Source organism: Streptomyces sp. NPDC093801, assembly GCF_040701585.1.
Taxonomy (GTDB): domain Bacteria; phylum Actinomycetota; class Actinomycetes; order Streptomycetales; family Streptomycetaceae; genus Streptomyces.
In genome coordinates this window covers 210,056-233,616 of record NZ_JBFBDP010000003.1, presented here as the reverse complement: position 1 = coordinate 233,616, position 23,561 = coordinate 210,056, and the positions used below count along the sequence as shown (strand labels likewise).

General features: G+C 74.4%; 21 protein-coding genes and 1 pseudogene. 12 read left to right on the top strand and 10 right to left on the bottom strand.

The window, feature by feature from the left end; all coding sequences use genetic code 11:
- Positions 1-5 precede the first annotated feature (5 nt).
- Entirely contained in the window at positions 6-713 is a 708-nt protein-coding gene (locus tag AB0469_RS04590) for a BTAD domain-containing putative transcriptional regulator (RefSeq protein WP_366449836.1), read from the top strand.
- Between the two features lie 107 nt (positions 714-820).
- Positions 821-2,776 carry a helix-turn-helix domain-containing protein gene (locus AB0469_RS04585; protein ID WP_366449835.1) on the top strand — a complete coding sequence of 652 codons (1,956 nt, stop codon included), beginning with the start codon at positions 821-823 and terminating at the stop codon, positions 2,774-2,776.
- Here AB0469_RS04585 and AB0469_RS04580 read toward each other — a convergent pair.
- The gene (locus tag AB0469_RS04580; RefSeq protein ID WP_366449834.1) at positions 2,749-3,999 is read right to left on the bottom strand and encodes a transposase; all 1,251 of its coding nucleotides are present in this window, start codon (positions 3,997-3,999) and stop codon (positions 2,749-2,751) included. The genes AB0469_RS04585 and AB0469_RS04580 overlap by 28 nt on opposite strands.
- 245 nt (positions 4,000-4,244) lie before the next feature.
- Between AB0469_RS04580 and AB0469_RS04575 the strand changes: the two are divergent.
- The 5 genes and pseudogenes from AB0469_RS04575 to AB0469_RS04555 all read left to right on the top strand — a co-directional run.
- A pseudogene (locus tag AB0469_RS04575) lies at positions 4,245-5,297 on the top strand (CE1758 family FMN-dependent luciferase-like monooxygenase); the annotation flags it as partial.
- 287 nt (positions 5,298-5,584) lie between these two features.
- Entirely contained in the window at positions 5,585-5,998 is a 414-nt protein-coding gene (locus AB0469_RS04570; protein ID WP_366449833.1) for a DUF3151 domain-containing protein, read from the top strand.
- Positions 5,999-6,127: 129 nt separating this feature from the next.
- Positions 6,128-6,976, top strand: coding sequence for a tryptophan 2,3-dioxygenase family protein (locus AB0469_RS04565; RefSeq protein ID WP_366449832.1), 849 nt, complete (start codon positions 6,128-6,130; stop codon positions 6,974-6,976).
- Positions 6,969-8,171 carry a kynureninase gene (gene kynU / locus AB0469_RS04560; protein WP_366449831.1) on the top strand — a complete coding sequence of 401 codons (1,203 nt, stop codon included), beginning with the start codon at positions 6,969-6,971 and terminating at the stop codon, positions 8,169-8,171. The genes AB0469_RS04565 and kynU overlap by 8 nt, the downstream gene beginning before the upstream one ends.
- A 172-nt stretch (positions 8,172-8,343) precedes the next feature.
- The gene (locus tag AB0469_RS04555; RefSeq protein ID WP_366449830.1) at positions 8,344-9,219 is read left to right on the top strand and encodes an alpha/beta hydrolase; all 876 of its coding nucleotides are present in this window, start codon (positions 8,344-8,346) and stop codon (positions 9,217-9,219) included.
- A gap of 27 nt (positions 9,220-9,246) precedes the next feature.
- On the opposite strand, the gene AB0469_RS04550 is transcribed toward AB0469_RS04555, so the two are convergent.
- The gene (locus AB0469_RS04550) at positions 9,247-9,711 is read right to left on the bottom strand and encodes a carboxymuconolactone decarboxylase family protein (protein WP_366449945.1); all 465 of its coding nucleotides are present in this window, start codon (positions 9,709-9,711) and stop codon (positions 9,247-9,249) included.
- A gap of 181 nt (positions 9,712-9,892) precedes the next feature.
- The gene (locus AB0469_RS04545) at positions 9,893-10,630 is read right to left on the bottom strand and encodes a helix-turn-helix domain-containing protein (protein WP_366449829.1); all 738 of its coding nucleotides are present in this window, start codon (positions 10,628-10,630) and stop codon (positions 9,893-9,895) included.
- Positions 10,631-10,878: 248 nt separating this feature from the next.
- Here AB0469_RS04545 and AB0469_RS04540 point away from each other — a divergent pair, with 248 nt between their 5' ends.
- Both AB0469_RS04540 and AB0469_RS04535 read left to right on the top strand, forming a co-directional pair.
- Positions 10,879-11,550, top strand: a complete 672-nt coding sequence (locus AB0469_RS04540; RefSeq protein ID WP_366449828.1) for a DUF4097 family beta strand repeat-containing protein — start codon at positions 10,879-10,881, stop codon at positions 11,548-11,550.
- 86 nt (positions 11,551-11,636) lie between these two features.
- Positions 11,637-12,713 carry a serine hydrolase domain-containing protein gene (locus tag AB0469_RS04535; protein WP_366449827.1) on the top strand — a complete coding sequence of 359 codons (1,077 nt, stop codon included), beginning with the start codon at positions 11,637-11,639 and terminating at the stop codon, positions 12,711-12,713.
- 75 nt (positions 12,714-12,788) lie between these two features.
- Here the strand turns inward: AB0469_RS04535 and AB0469_RS04530 are convergent, their stop codons facing one another.
- The gene (locus AB0469_RS04530) at positions 12,789-14,072 is read right to left on the bottom strand and encodes an adenylosuccinate synthase (protein ID WP_045945791.1); all 1,284 of its coding nucleotides are present in this window, start codon (positions 14,070-14,072) and stop codon (positions 12,789-12,791) included.
- 163 nt (positions 14,073-14,235) lie between these two features.
- Here AB0469_RS04530 and AB0469_RS04525 point away from each other — a divergent pair, with 163 nt between their 5' ends.
- Positions 14,236-15,090, top strand: coding sequence for a diacylglycerol kinase (locus AB0469_RS04525; RefSeq protein ID WP_366449825.1), 855 nt, complete (start codon positions 14,236-14,238; stop codon positions 15,088-15,090).
- A 118-nt stretch (positions 15,091-15,208) separates the two neighbouring features.
- On the opposite strand, the gene AB0469_RS04520 is transcribed toward AB0469_RS04525, so the two are convergent.
- On the bottom strand, positions 15,209-15,724 hold the full coding sequence (locus AB0469_RS04520) for a MarR family transcriptional regulator (RefSeq protein WP_366449824.1): 516 nt from the start codon (positions 15,722-15,724) through the stop codon (positions 15,209-15,211).
- Positions 15,725-15,787: 63 nt separating this feature from the next.
- Here AB0469_RS04520 and AB0469_RS04515 point away from each other — a divergent pair, with 63 nt between their 5' ends.
- A complete protein-coding gene (locus AB0469_RS04515; RefSeq protein WP_366449823.1) occupies positions 15,788-16,687 on the top strand; it encodes an ABC transporter ATP-binding protein in 900 nt (299 codons plus the stop codon).
- Positions 16,684-18,267 (top strand): ABC transporter permease, encoded by a 1,584-nt coding sequence (locus AB0469_RS04510; protein WP_366449822.1) that lies wholly within the window; start codon positions 16,684-16,686, stop codon positions 18,265-18,267. Before AB0469_RS04515 ends, AB0469_RS04510 begins: the two co-directional genes overlap by 4 nt.
- A 4-nt stretch (positions 18,268-18,271) precedes the next feature.
- Here the strand turns inward: AB0469_RS04510 and AB0469_RS04505 are convergent, their stop codons facing one another.
- From AB0469_RS04505 to AB0469_RS04485, 5 genes are all read right to left on the bottom strand, one after another.
- Positions 18,272-19,489: a cytochrome P450 gene (locus AB0469_RS04505; protein ID WP_366449821.1), complete on the bottom strand. Its 1,218-nt coding sequence runs from the start codon at positions 19,487-19,489 to the stop codon at positions 18,272-18,274.
- A 9-nt stretch (positions 19,490-19,498) separates the two neighbouring features.
- Entirely contained in the window at positions 19,499-20,158 is a 660-nt protein-coding gene (locus AB0469_RS04500; protein ID WP_366449820.1) for a response regulator transcription factor, read from the bottom strand.
- Positions 20,155-21,480, bottom strand: a complete 1,326-nt coding sequence (locus AB0469_RS04495; RefSeq protein ID WP_366449819.1) for a histidine kinase — start codon at positions 21,478-21,480, stop codon at positions 20,155-20,157. The genes AB0469_RS04500 and AB0469_RS04495 overlap by 4 nt, the downstream gene beginning before the upstream one ends.
- Before the next feature lie 87 nt (positions 21,481-21,567).
- Entirely contained in the window at positions 21,568-22,239 is a 672-nt protein-coding gene (locus tag AB0469_RS04490; protein ID WP_366449818.1) for a response regulator transcription factor, read from the bottom strand.
- Complete coding sequence (locus AB0469_RS04485; RefSeq protein WP_366449817.1) at positions 22,236-23,558, bottom strand: sensor histidine kinase; 1,323 nt, start codon at positions 23,556-23,558, stop codon at positions 22,236-22,238. Before AB0469_RS04485 ends, AB0469_RS04490 begins: the two co-directional genes overlap by 4 nt.
- Between the last annotated feature and the right edge of the window lie 3 nt (positions 23,559-23,561).

Genomic DNA, 23,561 nt, shown 5'->3' with positions numbered 1-23,561 from the left:
ACACTGTGGACATTGAGGTACTCGGCGCACCACGGGTCACCGAGAACGGTGTGCCCATCACCGCCCCCACACCGGAGTCCCGGCACGTCCTGGCGGTCCTCGCGGCGTGTCCCGACCGACTCGTCCCGGTCTCCGTGCTCGCCGACGAGCTCACCCGCCACACCCCGCCCGAACACTCCCGCGCCGCCCTGGACACCGCCGTGCGCCGGCTGCGCGAGCGGTTCGCGGAGGCGCTCGGGGCCGGTTCGGTCCGTACCCCCGAGACCGTTCTCCGCACCCGCCCCGGCGGCTACCTCCTCGACACCGGCGGCGGCCGCTGCGACGTCCGCGAGTTCGAACGCGAGGCCGGCGCCGGCTACCGGGCCATGAGCCGCGGGGACTTCGCGCAGGCCGCCCCACGGCTGCGCCGCGCCCTCGGCCTGTGGACCGGGCCCGCCCTGGACGGCATCGACGCCGGGACCTGGCTCCGGGGCCGCACCGCCGTCCTCGACGCCGACCGGCTCTCCGTCCTCGGCCAGTGGGTCGAGGCCGAACTCGCCCTCGGACACCACCGCGGACTGCTCCTGGAACTCGCAGGCCTGCGCGGCGCGGGCGGCCAGGGCCCCGACGGGGCCTACCCGGGGGCGCTGCGCCGGGCCGAGGCCCGCGTCACGTCCCTGCGCGCCGCCCTCCCGGCCCCCGGAACGACCCTGGCGGGTGCCTCACGCCGCTGACCGCCCGGCCCCGGCACCCCGCGGCCCCTTGCTTGACCCTTCGCCGCCCGGAACCTAGGTTCGGGACGGGACGCGGGGAAAACGGCTGGTCGGAGGGGGTCGCCAGGATGCGCGGGGACGACGCGGGCGCACGGGCCGTACTGGAACTGCTCGCGGAGGACGCCCCACCGGGCCGCTTCCAGGCACTGCTCACCGAGGCGCGCGCTGCCGGCGCCGACGACGCCGCCCTCGACGGGCTCACCCGGGCCCTGGAACTGGCCCGCGCGGTCCAGGCCCGCGCGAGCCGCAGCCGCCAGCGCGAAGCCGCCCTCACCGCGCTCGTCGACACCGCCCACGACCTCACCTCCCCCTACGACATCGACGGCCTGCTGCGCCTGATCACCCGCCGCGCCCGGCGCCTCCTCGGCTTCGACATGGCCTGGCTCTCCCTCAGCCGCCCCGACGGATCGGCGTACGTCCGCACCTCCGAGGGCGAGACCACCGCCTTCAACGTCGGCCTCGAACTCGGCACCGGCCGCGGGCTCGGCAGCATCGCCCAGGCCCGCCGCTCCCCGGTGTGGACCCCCGACTACCTCGCCGACCCCACCATCGCCCACGCCCCCGGCATCGACGCCGTCGTCGAGGCGGAGGGCCTCCACGCGATCATCGCCGTCCCGCTGCGCCGCGGGGACTCCACGCTGGGCGCCCTCTACGGCTCCGACCGCTCCGTACGGCAGTTCACCCCGGACGAGATCGGCATCATGCTCTCCCTCGCCGACCTGGCCGCCGTCGCCATCGAGAAGGCCCGGCTGCTGGAGCAGACCCGCGACGAGGTGACCGAGCTGGAAGCCTTCGGCTCGCGCACCAACACCGCCCTCACCCGCGTCCGCTACCTGTGGGAGTGCCACGCCCGCCTGGCCGGCCTGGTCCTGGACGGCGCCGGCCTGCCCACCCTCGCCCGGGCCACCGCCGACGCGCTGGACGGCGTGCTCCAGGTCCGGGACCCGGGCGGGCGCCCGCTCACCGCCACCGGCGAACTGCCCGGCGTGGACGAGGAGGCCGTCACCAGGGCGGCCCTCCAGGCGCTCACCGACCGCCGTCCGGTCCGGCTGCCCGGCGACCTGTGGCTGGCCCCCGTCCTCGCCGGCGCCGAGGACCTCGGGGTGCTCCTGCTCACCGCCTGCGACCCGCTCGCCGACGAGGACGTACGGCTGCTCCAGCTCGCCGCCCAGTCCGTGGCCTGCCTGATGCTCATCCAGCGGGGCACGGCCGCCGCCGAGGGCCCCGTCCACGACGAACTCCTCGCCGACCTCCTCGACCGGCCGCACTCCGTCGACCTGCACCTGCTCGAACGCACCCGCCGGCTCGGCATCGACCTCGACCGCCCGCACGTGGTGGTCGTCGCCCGGCCCGAGGGCGGCGAGCTCGGCAAGGCCGTCGCCTGGGCCTCCTCGTACGCGTACCGGATGGGCGGCCTCAAGGGCGTCCGCCGGGGCTGCATCGTCCTCGTGCTGCCCGGGACCGACGCCTCCGCCGCCGCCCACCGGGCCTCGGGCGAGCTGTCGCCGCTGCTCGGCCACGCGGTGTCCACCGGGGCCGCGGGGCCCTCCGGCGGCCCCGGCGAGGTGGCCCGGGTCTACGCCGAGGCGGTGCGCTGCCTCGACGCGCTGACCGCCCTCGACGGGGCCGGCGGCACCGCCTCCCTGCGCGAACTGGGCTTCCTCGGCCTGCTGCTGTCCGCCGACCACGACGTGGAGTCGTACATCGCCGGCACCATCGGCCCCGTCCTGGAGTACGACACGGGCCGGCCGACCGAGCTCACCCGCACCCTGGAGGCCTACTTCGCCTCCGGCGCCAGCCCCACCCACGCCGCCGAGGCCCTGCACGTCCACCCCAACACGGTCTCCCGCCGCCTGGAGCGCATCGCCGAACTGCTCGGCCCCGACTGGCAGAAGCCCGGCCGGGCGCTGGAGATCCAGATGGCGCTGCGGCTGCGCAGGACCCGTACGGTCCTCCACGACCGCCGCGCAGCCGCCGACCGGTCGGCGGCCTCCTCCTACGCGGCCCCGTACGAGACCCCGTAGCCCTCCGTCCCCGTCAGCGCGCGGGCGGCGTGCGCCACCGAGGCCAGCGTCACGTGCCGGTGCCAGCCCGGCAGCGCGCGCCCCGCGAAGTCCCGCAGCCCGGCCTCCTGCCCGCTGTGCCCGGCGGCGAAGGCCACCCGCCGGCCCTGCTTCGTCAGCCGCAGCAGCGGGCCCACCGGCAGCCGCACCAGGTCGGTCACCCACAGCTCCGACGGGGCGCGGCGCGGATCCGCCCACTCGCCGACCAGCAGCAGGGGGCGCCGGCGGGCCGGCGAGGGGTCGGGCATCATCACCCGCACCGCGACGGCGAGGGTGCTGCGGTGCCGGCCTCCCCCGGCCGACGGGTCCGGGTCGGTCCACTCCACCGGCGTGCTCAGCCCCTTCACCGACTGCAGGACGTCCCGCGCGCAGCGCGCCCCCGCGCCGTGCCCGGGCAGTGCCGGATCGGTGACGAGCAGCGGGGTGGAGGGGCCGATCCGGGCGATGACCGGCAGTCCCGCCCCGGCGAAGCGGTTCATCGTGGAGCGCGTCCCGATCTGCCGGATGTCCAGCACCACCGGCCGCACCGGGCTGCCGCCGCGCCGCACCGCCGAGATCACGGAGGCCGCGGCGGCCTCCTCGTACGCGGCCCGCGCCGCGTGCTCCCCCGCGGGCCCCGCAGCGGCCTCCTCCGCCTCCGGCAGGAACATCTCCCAGCCCACCGGCGTGGCCAGCGCGGCCGAGGCGAACCAGGTCCCGAACGCCTGCTGCCCCCGGAACATCTGCCCCTGGTGCGGGTCGAAGCGGTGCGCGACGCCCACCGAGTGCTCCCCGCCCTTCGGGATGGCCATCGGCTGCGCCACCCACGCCGTCAGCGGACTGGCCGCCTCCAGGAACCGGGACAGGGAGGCGCGGATCGGCTGCCACTCCCAGGTGGAGCTGGAGATGAAGTGGTGCATGCTCTGCTCGGCGGCCCCGCCGCCGATCTGGCCCGCGATCCCGCGCATCGACTTGCGGCCGGGGAGGGCGAGCAGCCCCTGGACGTAGCGGCGGCCCTTCTCCCGCTGGTCCTTGCGGCGCAGGGAGGAGAGGACGGTGGCGCACAGGTCGTCGGCCGCCTCCCGGGCCGGATCCGGCCGTCCGGCCCCCGCTCCCGTACCCGGCCCCGCTCCCGTGCCCGTCCCCGCTGAGGTCCCCGTCCCCGTCTGCGTCCCCGTGATGGTGCTGATGGTGCTGCTGCTCATGACCGCTTTCACGACATGCCCCCTCGGCGTGCGTCCACTGCCCCTCTACCGTCCGACGAGGAGGCCCTGTCGGGGGAGGTGCGCCGGTCACCGCGCTCGCGCCGGAGGTGGTGGGATCCCCACCACCCCGGCGACTTGACGGACTGTCGGCCCGGACCTGGCCGGATCACCGCAGATCGGGCACGGTCGGGACCCCCGGGACCGGGACCGGGAGCCGGGAGGCGCGAGAAGGCGGGAGCGGCGGCGTGCAGTTCGGCATCTTCTCGGTCGGCGAGCTCGCACCCGACCCCCGGACCGGGCGCATGCCGACCGAGCACGAGCGGATCCGGGCCATGACCGCCCTCGCCGTCCGCGCGGAGGAGGCGGGCCTCGACGTCTTCGCCACCGGCGAGCACCACAACCCGCCCTACGTGTGCTCCTCGCCGTCCACGCTGCTCGCGTACGTCGCCGCCCGCACCCGGCGGCTGATCCTCTCCACCGCCACCACCCTGATCACCACCAACGACCCGGTGCGCGTCGCCGAGGAGTACGCGCTGCTCCAGCACCTGGCCGGCGGCCGCCTCGACCTGATCGCCGGCCGCGGCAACACCCCCGACGTCTACCCCTGGTTCGGCCAGGACCTCCGCGAGGCCCTCGCGCTCGCCGGCGAGAACTACGCCCTGCTGCACCGCCTCTGGCGGGAGACCGACGTCCACTGGCGGGGCCGCTCCCGGGCCCGCCTGGACGGCTTCACCTCCACGCCGCGCCCGCTGGACGGCGTACCGCCCTTCGTCTGGCACGCCTCGGTGCGCTCCCCGGAGGCCGCCGAGCGGGCCGCCTACTACGGCGACGGGTTCTTCGCCGACAACCTCCACGCCCCCGTCGGGCACTACGCCCGCCTGGTCGAGCTCTACCGCGCCCGCTACGCCGAGCACGGCCACGGCACCCCCGAGCAGGCCGTCGTGGGCCTCGGCGGGCAGCTGTTCGTACGGGCCCGCTCGCAGGACGCGCTGAGCGAGTTCCGCCCGTATTTCGACCGCTCGCCGGCCTATGCGGGGCACTGGTCGCTGGAGGAGTGCACGGCCCGGACCCCGCTGACCGTCGGCAGCCCCGACGAGGCCATCGAGAAGATCCTCGGCTTCCGGGAGGCCTACGGGCACTGCCAGCGCCAGCTCTTCGCCGTGGACCACGCCGGGATCCCGCTGGAGACCGCGCTGGAGCAGATCGACCTCCTCGGCGAGCACATCGTCCCGGTGCTGCGCCGGGAGCTCGCCGCCGGCCGCCCGCCCGCCGTCCCCCCGGGCCCCCGCCATCCGGCGGCCGCGGGCCGGACCGCGGCCGCCGGATGGCGGCCCGGGGACGCCGACCCCCGCCCCGCCGACCCCCGCCCCGCCGCCCCCCGGACGGACGCCGACCCCCGCCCCGCCGCCACTCGGACGGACGCCGGTCGGCGGCCCGCCGCCGCGCGGACGGACGCGGACCACCCGGCGGCCGCCCTCCCCCGGACGGCGGTACCCTCACGCACCGCGCCGGCGCAGGACCGGACGGAGTGGGACAGGCCCGCCGCCCGGCCGCGCCGGACACGGTGATCGGACACACTGAACGCATGTCGATTCACCAGAACCTGCTCGGGGGCCCCGCCCCCACCCACCTGCCCGACGAGCCCGCGCCCCGCGAGGCCCTCGCCGCCGGCACCGCCCCGGCCGAGGTGGCCGCCGCGCACCCGACCTCCTCCCTCGCCTGGGCCGCCCTCGCCGACGAGGCCTTCGCAGCGGGCCGGACCGTCGAGTCGTACGCGTACGCCCGCACCGGCTACCACCGCGGCCTGGACGCCCTGCGGCGCGCCGGCTGGAAGGGCCACGGCCCGGTGCCGTGGGAGCACGAGCCGAACCGCGGCTTCCTGCGCGCCCTGCACGCCCTGGCCCGGGCCGCCGGCGCCATCGGCGAGAAGGACGAGTACGAGCGCTGCTCGACCTTCCTGCGCGACTCGTCCCCGACCGCCGCGGACACGCTCGCGTAACGGCCGGGCCGAGTGCCCTAGAGGCGCCCCGGATCTCCTGTTTATGATGCGATGCAGGGGACCGGGGCTCCACTTACCCACTCGGAAGGAGCGGACCGCTACCCGGAAGCACGTGTCGAGGAGACAGCGATGTCGCACGCCCTTGATGCCTCCGGAGCCGGTTCGGACACCCCGAACCTCGACTTCGACGGCACCACCCCGTACGAGGACTACGTCCAGGCGGACGTCCTCACCCACCTCCAGCACCTGCGCTCGGACGACCCCGGCGAGATGGTGTTCCTGGTCACGACCCAGGTCATGGAGCTGTGGTTCACCGTCATCGTCCACGAGTGGGAGACCGCCGCCCGCGCCCTGCGCGAGGACGACATCCCGGTCGCGATGGACGCGCTGAAACGATCCCTCCGGGAGCTGGAGGCGCTCAACCACTCCTGGCGGCCGCTGGCCCAGCTCACCCCCGCGCAGTTCAACGCCTACCGCAGCGCCCTCGGCGAGGGTTCCGGTTTCCAGTCCGCGATGTACCGCCGGATGGAGTTCCTTCTCGGCGAGAAGTCGGCGTCCATGCTGGTCCCGCACCGCGGAGCCCCGCGCGTCCACGCCGAGCTGGAGAAGGCCCTCCAGGAGCCGAGCCTCTACGACGAGACCCTGCGCCTGCTCTCCCGCCGCGGCCTGCCCGTCCCGCAGTCGGTCCTCGACCGGGACCTGTCCCGGCGGTACGAGCCCTCCGCCGCCGTCGAGGCCGTCTGGACGGAGCTCTACGCCGACCCCGCGGGCGCCCACGCCGACCTCCACCGCCTCGGCGAGGTCCTCACCGACGTGGCCGAGCTGGTCTGGCGCTGGCGCAACGACCACCTGGTCGCCACCCGCCGCGCGATGGGCGCCAAGACCGGCACGGGCGGCTCCGCCGGCGTGACCTGGCTGGAGAAGCGCGCCTCGAAGAACGTCTTCCCCGAGCTCTGGACGGCCCGCAGCCATGTCTGACGCGATACTCAAGGACCTCCAGGCCCGCGCCGCCCGCCTCGACGCCGAGGACCCCCTCGCCACGTTCCGCAAGCGCTTCACCCTCCCCGAGGGCGTGGTCTACCTCGACGGCAACTCCCTCGGCGCCCTCCCGGCCGGCGTCCCCGGCGCGGTGGCCGACGTGGTCGGCCGCCAGTGGGGCGAGCTGCTCATCCGCTCCTGGGACGAGAGCGGCTGGTGGACCGCGCCCGAGCGGATCGGCGACCGCATCGCCCCGCTCGTCGGCGCCGCCCCCGGCCAGGTCACCGTCGGCGACTCCACCAGCGTCAACCTCTTCAAGGCCCTCGTCGGTGCCGCCCGGCTGGCGGCGCCCGGCCGCACCAGGATGCTGGTCGACGCCACCACCTTCCCGACGGACGGCTACATCGCCGCCTCCGCCGCCCGGATGACCGGCCTGGACCTCGTCCCGGTCGCCCCGTCCGAAGCGGCGGGCGCGATGGACGACCGCACGGCCGTGGTCCTCCTCAACCACGTCGACTACCGCACCGGCCGGCTCCACGACCTGCCCGGCCTCACCGCCGCCGCCCACGCGGCGGGCGCGCTCATCGTCTGGGACCTCTGCCACAGCGCCGGGGCCCTCCCCGTCGGCCTCGACGCGCACGCCGTCGACCTCGCGGTCGGCTGCACGTACAAGTACCTCAACGGCGGCCCCGGTTCCCCGGCCTACGTGTACGTGGCCGAGCGCCACCAGGGCGCCTTCGACTCCCCGCTGCCCGGCTGGAACGGCCACGCCGAGCCCTTCGCGATGACCCCGGACTTCACGCCCGCCCAGGGCGCCGCCCGGGCGCGCGTCGGGACCCCGGACATCCTGTCCATGCTGGCCCTGGAGTCGGCCCTGGACGCCTGGGAGGACGTGGACGTCGAGGCGGTCCGCGCCAAGTCCCTCGCCCTGACCGACTTCTTCCTCGACTGCGTGGCCGCGTACGTCCCGCCGGGCGAGGTCGAGGTCGTCACCCCCGAGGAGCACGCCCACCGCGGCAGCCAGGTCTCCCTGCGCACGGCCGACGCCCGCGCGGTCATGGCCGAGCTCATCTCCCGGGGCATCGTGGGCGACTTCCGCGCCCCCGACGTCCTGCGCTTCGGGTTCACCCCGCTCTACGTCGGTTTCGCCGACGCCGAGCGCGCGGCGCGCACGCTGGGTCACATTTTCGGGTGACGAAGTAGCGAAACGTCACACCGCAGGGCGGGCGGGGCTGTGGCTCCGCCCGCCTCCGTGCGCGCTCGTCCCGGAGGCCAGGGGCGCGTGGCAGCCTGATACGGTCCCGCTCTGCCGGAAACACCGGAACATCTGTCCCCGCTGTCACACGCGTTACCGAGAGGTCGAGCCGATGACGGACCCCGCAGTCGAACGGGACGCCGCCGAGGCCGCCTCGGCCTTCGCCCATCCCCCGGTCGCACCGGACGCCAGCGCCGCGTACGGGGAACACCCCGACCAGGTCGTCGACTTCTACGCCCCGCGCGGGGAATCCCCGGGCCCGGCCCCGCTCGTCGTCGTCCTGCACGGCGGAGCCTGGCGCGCCCCGTACGACCGGCAGCACATCACCCCGTTCGCGGACCTCCTGGCCCGGCGCGGCTTCGCCGTGGCCAACGTCGAGTACCGGCGCGGCAGTTCCCTGCCCCACCAGGGCTCCGAGGGCCCCGTGGCGGGCCGTTGGCCGGAGACCTTCGACGACGTCGCCGCCGCCATGGACGCCCTGCCCGGCCTCGTCGAGGCCGCGCTGCCCTCCGCCGACCCCCGCCGGACGGTGGTCACGGGCCACTCGGCGGGCGGCCAGCTCGCCCTGTGGGCGGCGGCGCGCCACGTCCTCCCGGCCGGCTCCCCGTGGCGCCTGCCCGCCCCGCCGGAGCTGCGCGGGGTGGTGGCCCTGGCCCCCATCGCGGACTTCGAGGTCGCGGAGGAGCTCGGCGTGTGCGGCGGCGCCTCGTCCCAGCTCCTCGGCGGTCCGGCCCACTGGGACGCCCGCCGGCCCTCGGCGGACCCCGCCTCCCTCCTCCCGACGGGCATCGCCACGACGGTCGTCCAGGGCCGCGAGGACATCGTGGTCCCGCCGGCGGTGGCGGAGTCGTACGCTGCCGCGGCGGCGAAGGCCGGCGAGATGGTCGGCCTGACCCTCGTCGAGGGCGTCGGCCACTTCCCCCTGATCGACCCGGCGGCGGACGCCTGCGCGGTGGTGGCCGAGGAGATCGCACAGCTGGCCTGGTAGGGGCGGGCCCCCGTGCGGGCGCGGCCCTCAGTCCCACTGCCGGGCGCCCAGCGACTCCACCGGCTGCGGCTTGCCGATGACGGCCAGGGCGATGAAGAAGGAGATCTGGCCGATCGCGACCGTCAGGGTGGCCAGCGCCTTCTCGTCGTAGTGCCGCGCGGCCTGCGCGTACAGCGCGTCCGGGACGCGCTCCCGGCCCGGTGCCGCCGGCCGGAGGGTGGCCTCCACCAGGGCGAGGGCGGCGCGTTCGGCGTCGTCGAAGTACGGGGCGTCCTGCCACGAGGCGACGGCGGTGATCCGCTCCTCGGACACCCCGGCCTTGCGCAGGAAACCGGTGTTCAGGACCGTCAGGTAGGTGTTGCCCACGATCTGCCCCGCCCGCAGGTGGACGAGGCTCATCGTGCTGCGCGGAACCGACCGGTTGCCCGTGGCGCGGAAGAGGGCGGCGCTGACCTCGGCCAGCTCCGGCACGAACCTGCCCGGGTCGGGCATGCGGGAGGCCGGGGCGGTCGAGGAGGAGGCGGAGGGGCCCGAGGGCGTCGAGGGCGTCGAGGGGGTCGAGGGGGTCGTCATGCCGGCTGTCTCCCTGGGCTGCGGCCGCCGCCCCGTGCGGCGGCCTTCACCGCACTGACCCCCGGGAGCGCCCCGGTGTGACGGCCCGCGGAGGAATTCCTCAGGCGTCGTCGTCCGGCCGGGCCGGATCCGGCTTCGTGTGCAGGATCTCGCGGGCCTGCTCCGCAGCCCGGGTGATGCTCTCGGAGACGAAGTCGACGAACCGCGCGATGTTCTCCAGGCGGACGCCGGCGGGGGTCTGCGGGCCGAAGACGCCGACGCCCTGGCGCGCGGTCTCGGCGAGGTGGGCGGTGCCCCGGGCGCTGGCGATCATCGACTGGTACCAGACGTCGTTGTCGGCGACGTACCGCTCGCGGCGGCGCTCGTCGCGCTCCCGTCGGACGAGCCCCTGGGTCTCCAGGAACGCGATCGCCTTGGAGATGGACGCCGGGCTCACCTGGAGCCGCTGGACGAGTTCCGCCGCGGTGAGGCTGCCGGAGTCGCTGGTGTAGAGGCAGGTCATCACCCGGGCCATCATCTTGGGCGTGCCCGTCGCGATGAGGACCGTCGTGAAGGTCTCCTCGTACGCCGCCACGGCCTCGGCGTCGCGGCCGTGGGCCAGCGGCGGGGCCTGGGGCCCGCGGGGCGCGGCCGGCTTGCGGCGGTGGGCGCGGTGCTCGGTGGCGCGGTGGGCCAGGTCGGCGCGGTAGGAGGCGGGGCCGCCGTTGCGCATGACCTCGCGGGTGACGGTCGAGGTCGGGCGGTCGAGCCGTCGGGCGATCTCGGCGTAGGCGAGTCCATCGGCCAGACCCAGCGCGATCTGCTGGCGTTCGGGCTGGGTGAGTCTGCCTCCGGGCATTGCGGTCTCCTCGGCGGTGCGCGAGCGGTGGTCGGCGGGGCCGCCAGCATAGCGTTCACCCTCATTCCATTGCAACGTTGCTGTGGGTTTCATTGCGTTAGATTCCGAACCGATGCAACGATTTCAATGCTTTGGCCTGCATAAACAAGAGTGGCATGCAACGACTCCGTTGCCGCATCCCCGAACGCAACTTAGCGTTTCTCCTGTCGGAAACACCGACGGGCACGCGCCGAGCAGAGGAGACCGCCATGCAGAAGTTCGCCACCGCCACCGCCGTCCCGACCGTCCTCGACATCCCGGCCGGACGGATCCGGCTCATCGCCTCCGACCGCTCTGACGCCACCGTCGAGGTCCGCCCGGCGGACGCCTCGAAGGCCCGCGACGTGAAGGCGGCCGAGGAGACCGGGGTCGAGTTCCGCGACGGGGTCCTGCGGATCGCGGCCGCACCGGCCAAGAACCGGATCACGGGCCACTCCGGCCACGTCGACGTGACCGTCGAGCTGCCCGCCGGCTCGCACGTCACCGCGACCCTGGCCGCCGCCGGGTTCCGGGGCGTCGGGCGACTGGGCGACGTCGTCCTCGACGCCGCGCAGGCCCGGGTCGAGCTGGACGAGGCCGCGTCCGTCCGGCTCACCGTCCAGGACGGCGACATCGCGCTCGGCCGCCTGAACGGCCCGGCGGAGATCAGCACCCAGAAGGGCGACATCACCGTCTCCGAGGCCTTCCGGGGCGCGCTCACCCTGACCACCCGGCACGGCTCCGTCTCGGTCGCCGCCGCCCGCGGAGTCAGCGCCACCCTCGACGCCGGCACCGACTCCGGCCGGATCCACAACGCGCTGAACAACACCGACGGCTCCGCCGCCGCGCTGACCATCCGCGCGACCACCTCCTACGGCGACATCACCGCCCGCAGCATCTGACCGTCCCGCATGGACAGACGCAGCGGCGACGGAGACCGCACCGCCCGTACGACGTTCCCACCCCACTTACCGAGGAGCACACCAGCATGTCCGAGCAGAACCGCCCCGCCCTCCAGACCGCCCTCCAGGACATCGTCGACTCCGGCTGGGCCGGGGCACAGCTGCGCGTGAACGACCCGCACGGCGAGTGGGTCGGCAGCGCCGGAGTGGCCGAGCCGGGCGGCAGCGCCCAGCCGCCGACCGACGGCCACTTCCGGATCGGCAGCAACACCAAGACCTTCACCGCGACCCTCGTCCTCCTCCTGGTGGCCGACGGCCTGCTCGAACTCGACGGCCCGGTCGCCGACCGCCTCCCCGAGTACGGCCTGGACCCGCGGATCACCCTGCGGATGGTGCTCCAGCACACCAGCGGGCTGTTCAACTTCACCGGCGAGTACTACGAGGACGGGACGACCGCCCCGGGGATCGCCTGGGAGGGCCGGGAATGGGTGGACAACCTCTTCCGCACCTACCGCCCCGAGGAACTGGTGCGGCTGGCCCTGTCCAAGCCGGCCCGGTTCGAGCCGGGGACGGACTGGAGCTACTCCAACACCAACTACGTGCTGGCCCGGCTGCTCGTCGAGAAGGTCACCGGCCGCCCCTACGCCGAGGAGATGCGGCGGCGGATCCTGGCCCCGCTCGGCCTGACGGGCACCGTGGTGCCGGACGCCTCGCCGGAGATCCCCGAGCCGCACGCCCACGCCACGTACACCTACCAGGACGGGGACGAGTGGAAGTCGCTCGACGTCACCCGCTCGAACCCCTCCTGGATCTCCGCCGCCGGCGACATGATCTCGACCACCCGCGACCTGCACGTCTTCTTCTCCGCCCTGATGGGCGGCAGGATCCTGCCCGCCGGACTGCTGGACGCGATGCGCACCCCGCACCCCAAGATGGGCTACGGCCTCGGTCTGTTCGTGCAGGAGACGGAGGACGGCCGCACCGTCTACACCCACAACGGCGGCATGTGGGGCTGGGGCGCCCTGATGTTCGGCTCGCCCGACGGCAGCACGACCTTCACCGCCTCGCTGACCTGCGGCGAAGCCAGGCTCGACATGGTGGCCGTGGGCGGGCTGTTCGCCGGGGCCCAGAAGCGGCTGCTCGCGGAGGTCTTCGGGGCGTAGGGGGCTCCCGGACGACGGAGGGGCGGGGCACGCATCGCGTGTCCCGCCCCTCGGCGCCGTGTACCGCTCCGCGGACTACAGGAAGGAGTTGATCTCGATGGTCTCGGTACGGCCGGGGCCGACGCCGATCGCGGAGATCGGGGCGCCCGACATCTCCTCCAGCGCCTTCACGTAGTTCTGCGCGTTCTTCGGCAGGTCGGCGAAGGTCTTGGCCTTGGTGATGTCCTCGGACCAGCCCGGCAGGGTTTCGTAGATCGGCTTCGCGTGGTGGAAGTCGGTCTGCGAGTAGGGCAGCTCCTCGACGCGCTTGCCGTCGATCTCGTACGCGACGCAGACCGGGATCTCCTCCCAGCCGGTGAGCACGTCGAGCTTGGTGAGGAAGAAGTCCGTCAGGCCGTTCACGCGGGTCGCGTAGCGGGCGATCGGGGCGTCGAACCAGCCGCAGCGGCGGTCGCGGCCGGTCGTCACGCCGCGCTCGCCGCCGATGCGGCGCAGCGCCTCGCCGTCCTCGTCGAAGAGCTCGGTCGGGAACGGACCGGCGCCGACGCGCGTGGTGTAGGCCTTGAGGATGCCGATGACGCGGCTGATCTTCGTCGGGCCCACGCCGGTGCCGGTGCAGGCACCGCCGGCGGTCGGGTTCGAGGAGGTGACGAAGGGGTACGTGCCGTGGTCGACGTCGAGCAGGGTGCCCTGGCCGCCCTCGAAGAGCACGACCTTGTCCTCGTCCAGCGCGTTGTTGAGGATCAGGGTGGTGTCGGCGACGTACGGCTTGATCTGCTCCGCGTACTGGAGCATCTCCTCGACGATCGCGTCGACCTCGATGGCGCGCCGGTTGTAGAGCTTGGCGAGGAGCTGGTTCTTGTTCTCCAGCGCCGCCTCGACCTTCTGGCTGAGGATCGACTCGTCGTACAGGTCCTGGACGCGGATGCCGACGCGGTTGATCTTGTCCGCGTAGGTCGGGCCGATGCCGCGGCCGGTCGTACCGATCTTGCGCTTGCCGAGGAAGCGCTCGCCGACCTTGTCGAGGGTGACGTTGTACGGCGTGATGAGGTGCGCGTTGCCGCTGATGAGCAGCTTGGAGGTGTCGATGCCGCGCTCGTTCAGGCCGCGCAGCTCGGAGAGCAGGACGGCGGGGTCGACGACGACACCGTTGCCGATGACCGGCGTGCATCCGGGGGAGAGGATGCCGGAGGGGAGGAGGTGCAGCGCGTACTTCTGGTCGCCTACGACGACCGTGTGGCCGGCGTTGTTGCCGCCCTGGTAGCGCACCACATAGTCAACGGAACCACCGAGCAGGTCGGTGGCCTTTCCCTTGCCCTCGTCACCCCACTGAGCTCCGAGCAGCACAAGAGCGGGCACAGGCGTACACCTCTTCCGGATGGGGCATGTCCAAGGTCAGGGGGCGTACGACGATGTACACCGCAGGCTGAGCCGTCGGACCGGTGCCCCGGAATAGACGAAGGCCCTGGCGCAATAGCGCAAGGGCCTCTTGCACAAAGATGCTACCCGAGGAAGGACCGAGGTGTCGGCTCCAGAGCCCACCATGAGCCATGCGGGCGCGCCGGTAGGCGGTCTGCTCGTGCTCGTCGACCCGGTCGCCCGCCGTCTTGACGGCGAGTCCGTGCGCATCGCGAAGGATGTGCTGTCGGCGGGGGCCGCGGCGAAAATCTGTCTCCCGGAATCGCAGGAGGAATTTGCGCGGGCGCTCGCCCGCCGCGGTCATCGGCGGCCCGTGGTGGTGGGTGACGACGGGGCCCTGGTGCGGGCCGTGGGGCTGCTGCACCGGGAGCCGGAGCCGGGGGACGGCGCGGTCTCCCTGGTGCCCGTGGGGCCGGCCGGGTCGCTGGCGCTGGCCCGTTCGCTGGGGGTGCCGCTGTCGGCGGTGTTCGCGGCGCGGGCTGCCCTGGACGGGGTGACGCGGCCGCGGGACCTGCTGGTGGACGACTGCGGCGGGGTGGTGCTGGGCGGGCTGAGGATCGCCGCGCAGCCGGCGCCGGCGCCGTCCGTACGGAGGGCCGGGGGATACCGGTCGCTGCTGCGGACGCTGCTGCCGGCTCCGGCGGCGGCGCGCGGCGCTGGCCGGCCGGTGCAGTCGCTGCGGGTGGAGCTCGACGGGGCGGTGCTGGTGGACGAGGACCGCCCGGTGGAGGAGGTGGCGGTGCGGACGCGGGAGGACGGCGGGCCCGCGCGGGTGGTGGTCCGCTTCCCGGGGGGCGCGCCGCTGGCGGGGGCCGGGGAGGCGGTGACGGTGTCCGTCACGGGCCCCGGCTCGGCGTTCCGCTACCGCGCCGACCACGCCCCGCCGGGCCCCCCGGTCCGCCGCCGCACCTGGACCCGCCGCCCGGGGGCCTGGTCCCTGACCCTGCCGCGGGGCTGAGGCCCCCGGGGCCGCCGCCGTGCGGAACCGGTTCCCCACCCGCCCTTCGCCCGTTCACCGCGGCTCCGCCCCCGGACCCCGCCGGACGGCCGGACCCCGCCGGACGGCCGGATGCGGCCTACGGCAGGCCGAGGCCGGCCCGGTGGGTGCGCCAGCGGTCCATCAGGCCGTGCATCTCGTGCTGGAGGAACTCGAAGAACGCCGCCGTCTCCGCGACCCGCGCGCCCGCCGGGGTGTCCGTGCCCAGGCCGGCCGCGCCCTCGCGCAGGGTCTGCTCGAAGCGCGTGAGGGCCTGGTCCCGGCGGGTGAAGGTCTCGTACCAGAGCTCGTTGTGCAGCACGTAGCGGTCCCGGCGGGAGCCCGGCTCGCGTTCCCGGCTGACCATGTTGATCTGCGCCAGGTAGGCGACGGCGCCCGATACCGCCGCGGGGCTGATCCGCAGGGCGGCGCCCAGCTCCGCCGAGGTCATCGCGCCGCCGTCGCTCGCGAGCAGGCAGGAGAAGACCCGGGCGGCCATGCGCTGCATGCCCGCCTCCGTGAGCTGCGCGGCGAACCGCTCGACGAAGCGGGAGACCGCTTCCCCGTCCCGCGTCCCGTCGTCGCGTGTGCTGTCCTGCGCGTCGTCCCTCGTCACCCTCCGTACTTTACGCGATTCGCTATCTTCACAATTTTGTGAAAGAAGCGTACGTTCGGAGTCATGACGAAGGCCATCGGCGTCGCCGGACTCCACAAGGCGTTCGGCCGCACCCGCGCCCTGGACGGGCTCGACCTGGACGTCGCCACCGGCGAGGTCCACGGCTTCCTCGGCCCCAACGGCGCCGGCAAGTCCACCACCCTCCGGATCCTGCTCGGCCTGCTGCGCGCCGACGCCGGGACCGTCACCCTGCTCGGCGGCGACCCCTGGGCCGACGCCGTCGCCCTCCACCGCCGCATCGCGTACGTCCCCGGAGACGTGACCCTCTGGCGGGAGCTCACCGGCGGCGAGGTCATCGACCTCTGCGGGCGCCTGCGCGGCGGCCTCGACCGGGCGCGGCGGGCCGAGCTGGTGGACCGGTTCGAACTCGACCCGACCCGCAAGGGCCGTACCTACTCCAAGGGGAACCGCCAGAAGGTCGCCCTGGTCGCCGCGTTCGCCTCCGACGCGGAGCTCCTCGTCCTGGACGAGCCCACCTCCGGCCTCGACCCGCTGATGGAGGAGGTCTTCCAGGGCTGCGTCGCCGAGGCGCGCGACGCGGGCCGCACCGTGCTGCTCAGCTCGCACCTGCTCAGCGAGGTCGAGGCGCTCTGCGACCGGGTCAGCATCGTCCGCGCCGGCCGCACCGTGGAGAGCGGCACCCTCGCCGAGCTGCGCCACCTCACCCGTACGTCGATCACCGCCGAGCTGGCCGGCCCGCCGAACGGCGTCGCGCACCTGCCCGGCGTCCACGACGTGGAGGTGCGCGGTGCGCGCGTCAGCCTCCAGGTCGACACCGACCGTCTGGACGCCGTGCTGCGCGCCCTCACCGCCTCGGGCGTGCGGTCGCTGACCGCGACCCCACCCACCCTGGAGGAGCTCTTCCTGCGCCACTACGCGCCGGAGGCGGTGGAGGGGCGATGAGCGGGCGCTTCGCCGGCACCGGGACCCTGCTGCGGCTGGCGGCGCGCCGGGACCGGGTGACGGTGCCGGTCTGGGTGCTGGTCACCGGGCTGCTGGTGGTGAGCATGCCGCGCTCGCTCGGCAGCGTGTACGCCACCGCCGCCGAACGGGCCTCCGTCGCCGCCTCGATGAACGCCAACGGCTCGATGCGGGCCCTGTACGGACCCGTGTCCGGCGAGTCCCTCGGCGCCCTCACCGCCTGGCGGGCGGGGGTCTTCGGGGCGGTGCTCGCCGCCGTGATGAGCCTGGTCATCGTCGTCCGGCACACCCGCGAGGAGGAGGAGACGGGCCGTCAGGAGTTGCTGGGAGCAGGGGCGGTGGGGCGGCGGGCCCCGCTGACGGCGGCCCTGCTCGCCGCGTTCGCCGCCGACGCGGCCGTGGCCGTGCTCGTCGCGGGCGGACTCGCGGGGCAGGGGGCGTCCGGAGCCCTCGCCCTCGGGCTGGGCATCGCCGGGACGGGGATGCTCTTCGCGGGCGCGGCGGCCGTCGCCGCCCAGGTGACCGGGAGCGCCCGGGCCGCGAAGGGGCTGACGGCGGGCCTGCTGGGGGCCGCGTTCGTGTCGAGGGCGGCGGGCGACGCCGGGACCCCGGGCGGAGGATCGGCCCTGACCTGGGCATCGCCGCTGGGCTGGCTGGAGAACGTACGGGCCTTCGCGGGCGAACGCTGGTGGGTGCTCGGCCTGTTCGCCGCCGGTGCGGCGGCGCTGACGGTCGGGGCCTACGCGCTGGCGGCCCGCCGCGACCTGGGCGCGGGCCTCCTGCCCGACCGGCCGGGCCCGGCCGAGGGCCGGCTCGGATCGGTGGGGGCGCTGGCCCGGCGGCTCCAGCGGGGCACCGTACTCGGCTGGAGCGCGGGGTTCCTGACCGCCGGTCTGGTCTTCGGCGGGATGGCGGACGGCGCCGCCGAGGTGGTCGGCGACAACGAACGGACCCGCCGGATCATCGAGCGGATGGGCGGGCAGAGCGGGCTGACCGACGCCTTCCTGGCGGCGATGGCCGGGCTGCTGGGCATGGCCGCCGCGCTGTTCGCCGTCTCCTGCGTGCTGCGGCTGCACGGCGAGGAGACCTCGCAGCGCGCCGAGCCGCTGCTCGCGAACGCCGTCGGCCGGCTCCGCTGGGCCGGCGGGCACCTCACCGTCGCCTTCGGGGGCTCGGCGCTGATCCTGCTGCTGGCGGGGCTCGGCCTGGGGCTCGGGCACGACGGGGGCGGCGGGGGCCTGGCCGCGAGCGTCGGCGCCTGTCTGGCGCAGCTGCCGGCGGTGTGGGCGGTCGGTGCGCTCGCGGTCCTGCTGTACGGGGCGGCCCCCCGGTACGCCGTCGCCGCCTGGGCGGTGGCCGGGGCCGCGCTGGCCCTCGGCTGGCTCGGGCCGGCCCTCGGGCTGCCACAGGCGGTCATGGACCTCTCGCCCTTCGCCCACCTGCCGAAGCTGCCCGGCCCCGGTGCCTGGGACCCGGTTCCGTCGCTGGTGCTCACCGCCCTGGCGGCGGCCCTGACGGCGGCCGGTCTCGCGGCCCTGCGCCGCCGGGACCTGGCGGCGTAGCCGCTCAGAACTCGACCAGCAGCTCCCGCAGCCCCCGGATGACGTAGCCGTCCTGCCACTGCGGCTCCCGGACGAGCCGCATCGGCGGGACCTTCTCGTCCAGCAGGGCCCCGAAGGAGGAGGTCAGCTCCAGGCGGGCCAGCGGGGCGCCCAGGCAGTAGTGGATCCCGGCCCCGAAGGCCAGGTGCGGGTTGTCGGCCCGCCCGAGGTCCAGCACGTCCGGGTCCTCGAAGCGCGAGGGGTCCCGGTTGGCGGACCCGAAGAGCAGGGCGACCTCGGCTCCGCGCGGGATGACGGTGTCCCCGACCTCGATGTCGTCGAGCACCCAGCGCTCGAACATCTGGAGGGGCGTGTCGTAGCGGAGGAGTTCATCCACAGCTGTGGACAACTTTTCCGGAGCGGGGGACCCGGGGAGCGCGCGGAGCCCGGCGAGCTGCTCGGGGTTGCGGAAGAGGGCCCACCAGCCGTTGACGGTGGTGTTGACCGTCGCCTCGTGCCCGGCGTTCAGCAGGAGGACGCAGGTGGAGATCATCTCCTGCTCGCTGAGCCGGCCCCCCTCATCGTGGGCGGCGATCAGCGCGGAGATCAAATCCGTGCCGGGGCTCCGGCGGCGCTCGGCGATCAGCTCCCGCAGATAGGCGCTGAACTCCACGCTGGCCGCCACCGCCCGCCGGGCGGTCTCCGCGTCCGGCCGGAGCTCGAACATCCCGCAGATGGCCGACGACCAGGGCCGCAGCAGCCCCCGGTCCGACCCGGGGATCCCGAGCAGCTCCGCGATCACCGCCACCGGCAGCGGCTCGGCGACGGCCGTGAGCAGGTCCCCGCCCCCCTCGGCCAGCAGCCCGGCCGCCAGCTCCCGCGCCATCCGGTCCACGGCGGGCGCGAGCCGCTCGACGGTGCGCGGGGTGAACGCCTTCGACACCAGCCGCCGCACCCGCCCGTGCGCGGGATCCTCCAGGTCCAGCAGGCCGTTGCCGTTGAGCACGTGGAAGGGCTCGTGCTCCGGCGGCGGCGCCTCGCGCCCGAACTCCTCGTGACCGAACCGGTGCAGGTACGTCCGCCCCAGCCGCCGGTCCCGCAGCAGCGCGCTCACATCGGCGTGGTGCGACACCAGCCACTGCCCGGTAGCCTCCGACCACTCGGCCCGCCCCCGCTCGCGCAACTCCCGGTAGGCGGGGTACGGATCGGCGACGAAGGCGGCGTCCCACGGATCAAAACCCATCCCCGCAGCCTAAGCCGGTGTCACCAGCCGTGTCTCGTAGGCGAACACCGCCGCCTGCGTGCGGTCCCGCAGCCCCAGCTTCACCAGGATCCGGCTCACATGCGTCTTGATCGTGGACTCCGCGACCAGCAGCCGGTCGGCGATCTCCGCGTTGGACAGCCCCTGCGCGATCAGCACCAGCACCTCCGTCTCCCGCTCCGTCAACTCCCCCACGCCCGCGGGATCCGGGGCCCGCTGCACGTCCGAGAGCTTCGAGAACTCCACGATCAGCCGCTTCGTCACCGAAGGGGCCAGCAGCGCCTCCCCGGCCGCCACAACCCGCACCCCCTCCGCCAGCTGCCGGGCGGACGCGTCCTTCAGCAGGAACCCCGACGCCCCCGCCCGCAGCGCCTGGTACACGTACTCGTCGAGGTCGAAGGTCGTCAGGACCAGCACCTTCGCGTCCGTGTCGGCCGCCACGATGTGCCGTGTCGCCTCCAGCCCGTTCATCTCCGGCATCCGGATGTCCATCAGCACCACGTCCGGCCGCAGCGCCGCCACCTGGGCGATGGCCTGCCGGCCGTCGACCGCCTCGCCGACGACCTCGATGCCCTCCATCGCGTTCAGCAGGACGGAGAATCCCTCGCGGACCATCATCTGGTCGTCGACGATCAGCACCCGGATCGTCATACCGGAGCCTCCTCGGGCCGCGGTCGGCTGCGCACCGGCAGGAACACCGCCACCTCGTACCCGCCGCCGGAGCTCTCCCCGGCCGTCATCTCCCCCTCCAGCATCGCCACCCGCTCCCGCATCCCCGTGATCCCGTGCCCGGCGCCCGGCGAGGGGCGGACGTCCCCGACCCCCGGACCGTTGACGACCCGTATGCCCAACCCGCCCAGCACGTACGAGATCTCCACGCCGGCCACCGCACCCGGGGCGTGCCGCAGGCTGTTGCTCAGGGCCTCCTGGACGATCCGGTACGCCGACAGCTCCACCCCCTGCGGCAGCTCCCGCACCGCACCCGTCACCGTCTTCTCCACGCTCAGCCCGGCCTCCCGCACATTGGCCAGCAGCCCGTCCAGGGAGGCCAGCGTCGGCTGCGGCGCCTCGGGGGCCTCGTAGTCCGCGGACCGGACCACACCCAGCACCCGGCGCAGCTCCGTCAGCGCCGCCACCGCGTTCTCCCGGATGGTCGCGAAGGCCGCCTCCAGCTCCGGCGGCGGGTTCTTCACCCGGTACGGGGCCGCCTCCGCCTGGATCGCCACCACCGACATGTGGTGGGCGACCACGTCGTGCAGCTCGCGGGCGATGGTCGTCCGCTCCTCCAGCAGGGTCCGCCGGTCCCGCTCGACGGCCGTCACCTCCTGCTGCGCGGTGACCTCCTGCCTCGCCTCCCGCCGGGTGTTGCGGACCGTGACCGCCAGGAGCGCCACCGCCGAGATGACCGCCATGGGCGCCGGCTGCACCGAGTCCGCCGAGCCGACGAGGACCGGCAGGGCCGTCCCGAACAGCAGCGTGACGACCCACATCCACCCGGCGACCCGGGGCCGGGACCGCAGCGCCACGAAGGTCATCACGGCGAGATGGCCGGTGAACGTGGCCGGCGACCACGGCCAGACCATGATCCGGTCCTGGAGGACGGAGAGCACCGCGGCCACGGCCAGGGCCGCCCAGAACGCCCCCACGGGCCGCACCAGGGTCATCAGCACCGGCGCCGCCGCCAGCACCCCGATCACCAGGGCCTGGACCGGAGGCATCCCGAAGTTGTCGGTGTTCCCCAGCAGGAACACGAAGAACGCCGCCGCCCCCACCGCCGCATGCGGCAGGTGGGCCGCCCTCGGACGTATCCGCCGCGGCAGCAGCCGGGGCAGCCGGCCGTCCGTCCGCATCGGGGCGAGGGGCCGGTAGGCGAAGGGGTCCGTGAGGAGGTCTTCCCGCAGGCTCCGGATCAAACCCGAAGCCAGCCGCAGTTCGGGAGGCCGGGGGGTCGCCCCGGTGGTCGTCTGGGTCATGTCCTCACCGTAGGCCGGGGCCCGGCTCGTCCGCGTCGCCGCCGAAGGGGATTTCCCGGGGTCCCCCTCAAGTACTACGCGGGCCCGTCAGTAGCCCGCCGGACGGACCAGACCCGTCTCGTACGCGAACACCGCCGCCTGCGTGCGGTCCCTCAGCCCCAGCTTCACCAGGATCCGGCCCACATGCGTCTTCACCGTCTGCTCGGCGAGCACCAGGTGCCCCGCGATCTCCGCGTTGGACAGCCCCTGGGCGATCAGCGACAGCACCTCCGTCTCCCGCTCCGTCAGGTCCTGGATCCGCGCCCTGGACGGCGCCCGCGGGGCGCCCAGCCGCGAGAACTCGGTGATCAGCCGCTTCGTGATGTTCGGCGACAGCAGGGCCTCGCCGGCCGCGACCACCCGTACCGCCTCGGCGAGCTGCTCGGCCGACGCGTCCTTGAGGAGGAACCCGGAGGCACCCGCACGCAGCGCCTCGTACACGTACTCGTCCAGGTCGAAGGTGGTCAGCACGAGCACCTTCACGGCGCAGTCCGGCGCGCCCGTGATGATCGAGGTGGCCTCGATGCCGCCCATCCCCGGCATGCGGATGTCCATCAGGACCACGTCCGGCCCGAGTTCGGCGGCCTTCGCCACGGCGTCCGCGCCGTCGACGGCCTGGCCCACCACCTCGATGTCCGGCTGGGCGTTCAGGAGCACGGTGAAGCCCTGCCGGACCATCATCTGGTCGTCGGCGATCATCACCCTGATCGGAGTGCTCATACGTCCTTCTTCGTCTCGTAGGAGGACCCGCCGGGCGGGTCCATGGGAAGGACGGCGCTCACCTCGTACCCGCCGTCGGGGCGCGGCCCGGCGGCCAGTTCGCCCCCCAGCATGCCCGCCCGCTCCCGCATCCCGAGCAGCCCGTGCCCTGCTCCCGGCGAGGGCGGGGCCTGCCGCGTCGGGGCCGAGTTCGCGACGCACAGGTGCAGTTCGCGCGGCCCGTACGCGATCCCGACCTCCACCCGGGAACCGGGTGCGTGCCGCAGGCAGTTGCTCAGCGCCTCCTGCACGATGCGGTACGCCGTCAGCTCGACGCCCGGGGTCAGCGCCCGCCGTACGCCGGCGACCGCGGTGGTGACCTCCAGCCCGGCACCGCGGACGTTGTCCACGAGCCCGTCCAGCTCGGCGAGGGTGGGCTGGGGGTGGTGCGGGCCGGCCGGCTCGTCCGGCTGCTCGGACCGCAGCACGCCCAGCACCCGGCGCAGCTCCGTCAGGGCCTCCAGGGCGTTCTCCCGGATGCCCGCCAGGTTCTCCTTCAGCTCCTCGGACGGGTTCTCCACCAGGTACGGGGCGACCTGCGCCTGGATGGAGATCACCGACATGTGGTGGGCGACCACGTCGTGCAGTTCGCGGGCGATGCGGCTGCGCTCCTCCAGGAGGGTCCGCCGGGCCCGCTCCTCCTCGGTCAGGGTCTCCTGTGCGACGAGCTGGCTGCGGGCCAGCCGGGTGGCCCGCAGGGCGTACCCGAGGAGCCCGGCGAAGCCGAGGACGAGGAGCGTGCTGATCACGGTGGTCTGGCTGTGCTGCGGCTTGAAGAGCGCCTCGGCCGCGCCGGTGTACGCGACGGAGACGCCGATCACCGCGGCCGTCACCCTCGGCGGCACCCGCAGGGCCACCAGCAGCACCAGCGGCGCGAAGGCGAAGGGCCCGATCGGGGTCCAGGGCCAGGTCTGCTCCGGCCCGGTGCTGCCGTGGACGGTCCAGGCGATGAACCCGGCGGTCACCAGACCGAGCCACCAGGCGGCGACCGGCCGGAACATCGCGGCGACGATGGAGAAGCCGGTGAAGAGCGACAGCACCACGACACTCGGATCGTGCACGTCGTAGTCGTCCTGGATCTGCACGGACGTCATGGACCCGAAGAACACCGCCACGTAGCAGACCAGGGCGTGCGGCAGCCGGGCCAGCCAGCGGGGCCGCTTCATCGGGGGCAGCGGGTCCCGCCCGAGGGTGAACAACTGCCGGCCCACCCCGCGCGGGGTGCTTCCGTCCCGGACGGGGGAGGGGACCGGGGCCGGGGGACCGCTCTGCTCCTTCACGGA

What these genes read in the sequence shown, in the direction of transcription:
- AB0469_RS04580 (WP_366449834.1), bottom strand. Translation starts at nt 3,999, where the DNA reads ATGAGCAGCAGCACCATCAGCACCATCACGGGGACGCAGACGGGGACG.
- kynU (WP_366449831.1), top strand. Translation starts at nt 6,969, where the DNA reads ATGTCTGACGCGATACTCAAGGACCTCCAGGCCCGCGCCGCCCGCCTC.
- AB0469_RS04510 (WP_366449822.1), top strand. Translation starts at nt 16,684, where the DNA reads ATGAGCGGGCGCTTCGCCGGCACCGGGACCCTGCTGCGGCTGGCGGCG.
- AB0469_RS04490 (WP_366449818.1), bottom strand. Translation starts at nt 22,239, where the DNA reads ATGAGCACTCCGATCAGGGTGATGATCGCCGACGACCAGATGATGGTC.
- AB0469_RS04545 (WP_366449829.1), bottom strand. Translation starts at nt 10,630, where the DNA reads ATGCCCGGAGGCAGACTCACCCAGCCCGAACGCCAGCAGATCGCGCTG.
- AB0469_RS04495 (WP_366449819.1), bottom strand. Translation starts at nt 21,480, where the DNA reads ATGACCCAGACGACCACCGGGGCGACCCCCCGGCCTCCCGAACTGCGG.
- AB0469_RS04585 (WP_366449835.1), top strand. Translation starts at nt 821, where the DNA reads ATGCGCGGGGACGACGCGGGCGCACGGGCCGTACTGGAACTGCTCGCG.
- AB0469_RS04535 (WP_366449827.1), top strand. Translation starts at nt 11,637, where the DNA reads ATGTCCGAGCAGAACCGCCCCGCCCTCCAGACCGCCCTCCAGGACATC.
- AB0469_RS04555 (WP_366449830.1), top strand. Translation starts at nt 8,344, where the DNA reads ATGACGGACCCCGCAGTCGAACGGGACGCCGCCGAGGCCGCCTCGGCC.
- AB0469_RS04500 (WP_366449820.1), bottom strand. Translation starts at nt 20,158, where the DNA reads ATGACGATCCGGGTGCTGATCGTCGACGACCAGATGATGGTCCGCGAG.
- AB0469_RS04565 (WP_366449832.1), top strand. Translation starts at nt 6,128, where the DNA reads ATGTCGCACGCCCTTGATGCCTCCGGAGCCGGTTCGGACACCCCGAAC.
- AB0469_RS04515 (WP_366449823.1), top strand. Translation starts at nt 15,788, where the DNA reads ATGACGAAGGCCATCGGCGTCGCCGGACTCCACAAGGCGTTCGGCCGC.
- AB0469_RS04540 (WP_366449828.1), top strand. Translation starts at nt 10,879, where the DNA reads ATGCAGAAGTTCGCCACCGCCACCGCCGTCCCGACCGTCCTCGACATC.
- AB0469_RS04505 (WP_366449821.1), bottom strand. Translation starts at nt 19,489, where the DNA reads ATGGGTTTTGATCCGTGGGACGCCGCCTTCGTCGCCGATCCGTACCCC.
- AB0469_RS04550 (WP_366449945.1), bottom strand. Translation starts at nt 9,711, where the DNA reads ATGCCCGACCCGGGCAGGTTCGTGCCGGAGCTGGCCGAGGTCAGCGCC.
- AB0469_RS04570 (WP_366449833.1), top strand. Translation starts at nt 5,585, where the DNA reads ATGTCGATTCACCAGAACCTGCTCGGGGGCCCCGCCCCCACCCACCTG.